We start from the raw sequence: 2754 nt of genomic DNA, 5'->3' as shown, positions 1-2754 counted from the left end.
TTGTAATTCCTATAAGTCTATATTTATTCATCTTTTTCAGTTTATTTTCATCATCCGCAATTAAAGGCAACGGTTTTTGGTATGTTTTGTTGAGTTGTTTAAGCTATAAATTTAGTAAATAATTACTGACCTAGAAAATCCGATAGGATTTTCGTAAGTGTGCTAGAACAAACAATAAAATATACCAGTTGTTGTGCAATGTTAATTTTTAATCTGTTTAATCAATTCTTTATCTATTTTGTCTGTGTTAAGTCTTAAATACTTGTAAGAGTCAACTTTATCATTCTTAATTGTCAAAATCAATAACTTATTTTCGTTGAAATAAATATATTCATTCTCAATTTTGAGATTTTCTTTTCCAAATTTTATTTCTCTTTGAGAGTTTGTCAAACCAACTAAATTAGCTTTTCTCAATATTGAATCTTTATTGAAAATATTCAACTCAATTAATTTTTCAGTTTCATCATTGTATGTATGTTTATTTTCTCGAAATTTTATAACAACAATTTTATCAAGACGGTTTAAGTCTAATTTCTCATTTGGATAAGTATATTCGTAAAATATAGAATCTCTCAATTTGAATTTCTCATAAAATGGTTGATTGCCAGTAACTGTAGAAATCCAATTTTTCTTATTTTTTTTATACTCAATCAAATCAATTGGATTTTCAAGAAACTTATTTAATTCTGATTCACTAATTTTTTTATTTAAGTTTAGAGAATCAATTTGAGGTTGATTTTTCTCAAAGTTTTTCTTTTCAGTTTGTTTGCAACTAAAAGCCAATAAAATAATCAGAAATATTATCGATTTTATCTTTTTCATAATATTGCACAACGGTTTAGTGTAACCAAAGATGGCTTTGGTTATCGCAATTTTTCGTTTATAAAAATAATAAAATTAGAATTAAGAAACATTCTATTTAGTAGGAATTGCCAATTTTGGTTAAACATTGTTGGCTTTAGTTTTTTTTCTTTTATTTAAAATTATCTTTATATCTGCAAATAAATATCCTACTGCAATCAGGGCTCCTATAAATCCTTTATGTCCATTTGGACCTCCTTTAAAAATCATTATAATCGACATAATTATAATGAAAACTGAAAATGGATATAAAAAAATCCTTCCAATAATCTTTGAAAATGTCCCTTCCTTTTTATTAAATTCTTTCTTTTCTATGTTTTCCTTGGTTTCAACTCCGACAATTATTTTCAAATCTTCAACTAAATACCTTTTCTCTAGATAATAAATTCGTAGTATTATAATATAAAATCCGAAAATTAATAAACTGTAAAGTAATACTGGAATTAGAAAAAAGAAATTAATTTTTCGATAATGTTCTATTGCAGGAATTATCAAAAAAAAAGTTGTAAATATTGTTATTATTAGAATCAATAACGTTAGACAAAGTTTGCCATATAAACTCAATTCAGTTTCTATTTTTACAATTTCTTTATTTTCATTAAATTTAATTTTGAATATAGGGTAAAAACCACCTGTCCATAAATTAGAAGTCCAAATAATGTAGCTATTTTTCTTTTTATCGGCTATAGTTTCTCCTCTATGAAATAATCTCGTCAGAATGTGATTCCATAAAGTGTTTTCTCTTTTTAGATCGATTTTTTTGTCTATTTTATCTTTATGTGATTTCATTGAATTTTTCATTCCGTAATTAAAGCCAACGGTTTTTGGTATGTTTTGTTGAGTGATTTAGCTTTAAATTTAGTAAATAATTCCTGACCAAGAAAATCCGATAGGATTTTCGTAAGTGTGCTAGAACCAAACAATAAAATATACCAGTTGTTGGCAAATCGTTTTATATTAAATTCAAATTTCCGAAAATTCTAATTTAACTTTTAATGAGTTTGGTTTTACTTCAAATATTTTTGTATTCGGATATTGAGTTTTTATAATGTTGATTAATAAACTATAATATTCATAATTTGCACTTTTCATTTTATATCCAATATATATTTCTTCTAAACATTCTTTGTTAAATCTCATTTTTCGTTCAAAACTATTGGTAGACCAAGAAATTGTTCGATATTCTTGTTCGTAATTCCAATCATAATATTTCCAGTTGTATTCAAATGTTAAAGCAAGAACTTTGCTAATTGTAACTTTATCTTGATTATTTAATTTTTGGAGATATAATTCTTTAATAGCTTTTTTTAGTGGCTCATTTCCTGGAATGTAATTTTTTAAATATGAAACGTGAGTTTGAAGAGTTATATTATCATTATCAAAAAAGTTATCATTTTTAAATTTCAAACAAAATCCATTGTAATTATTAGTATAATGTCCCCACATTAATGGATTGTTATTTATCAAACTAAAACAACAAACACCTAATTCATTTCTATGGTTTTCTAAAGTTTTATAATTCTTTAAAATTTGTTCTTCTCTATTAACTAGGCAATCAAAAGGATCATTAAAATCTCTTGGATTTGAGAAGTATATGTAATTTTCAAGAAGAGAATTTAGATTATAATTTGTATTCCCGTAAAACTTATAGATTTCTTTTGGTTTTTCAAGTTCTATTCCGTTTTTATAAATACGATGAATATATTCTCGTTTATTTATTCTGCCAAAATTATGGCTATATATATAATCTTCAAAATTCCATTCAATTTTCATTTTTAAAAGTCCAATTTTTAATGTTTGCCAACGGGTTTGTGTATGTTTTGTAGCGTTTTTTAAACTACTAATTTACTAAATAAAACACTAACGTAGAAAATCCGATAGGATTTTCGTAAA

Annotated in this window: 3 protein-coding genes; all 3 read right to left on the bottom strand. The window is 24.5% G+C overall.

The window, feature by feature from the left end; all coding sequences use genetic code 11:
• Window positions 1-201: 201 nt before the first annotated feature.
• The 3 genes from BLU40_RS17290 to BLU40_RS17280 all read right to left on the bottom strand — a co-directional run bounded on the left by BLU40_RS17290 (window position 202) and on the right by BLU40_RS17280 (window position 2634).
• Window positions 202-822, bottom strand: a complete 621-nt coding sequence (locus BLU40_RS17290; RefSeq protein WP_090126746.1) for a hypothetical protein — start codon at window positions 820-822, stop codon at window positions 202-204.
• A gap of 120 nt (window positions 823-942) precedes the next feature.
• Window positions 943-1650 (bottom strand): hypothetical protein, encoded by a 708-nt coding sequence (locus tag BLU40_RS17285; protein WP_139171005.1) that lies wholly within the window; start codon window positions 1648-1650, stop codon window positions 943-945.
• A 174-nt stretch (window positions 1651-1824) separates the two neighbouring features.
• Window positions 1825-2634 carry a DUF2971 domain-containing protein gene (locus BLU40_RS17280; RefSeq protein ID WP_090126741.1) on the bottom strand — a complete coding sequence of 270 codons (810 nt, stop codon included), beginning with the start codon at window positions 2632-2634 and terminating at the stop codon, window positions 1825-1827.
• Window positions 2635-2754 lie beyond the last annotated feature (120 nt).

Origin of the sequence: Lutibacter oricola, from assembly GCF_900106565.1 — a bacterium.
In the GTDB taxonomy this organism is placed as follows: Bacteria; Bacteroidota; Bacteroidia; order Flavobacteriales; family Flavobacteriaceae; genus Lutibacter; species Lutibacter oricola.
This window is presented reverse-complemented; position numbering and strand designations above follow the sequence as displayed.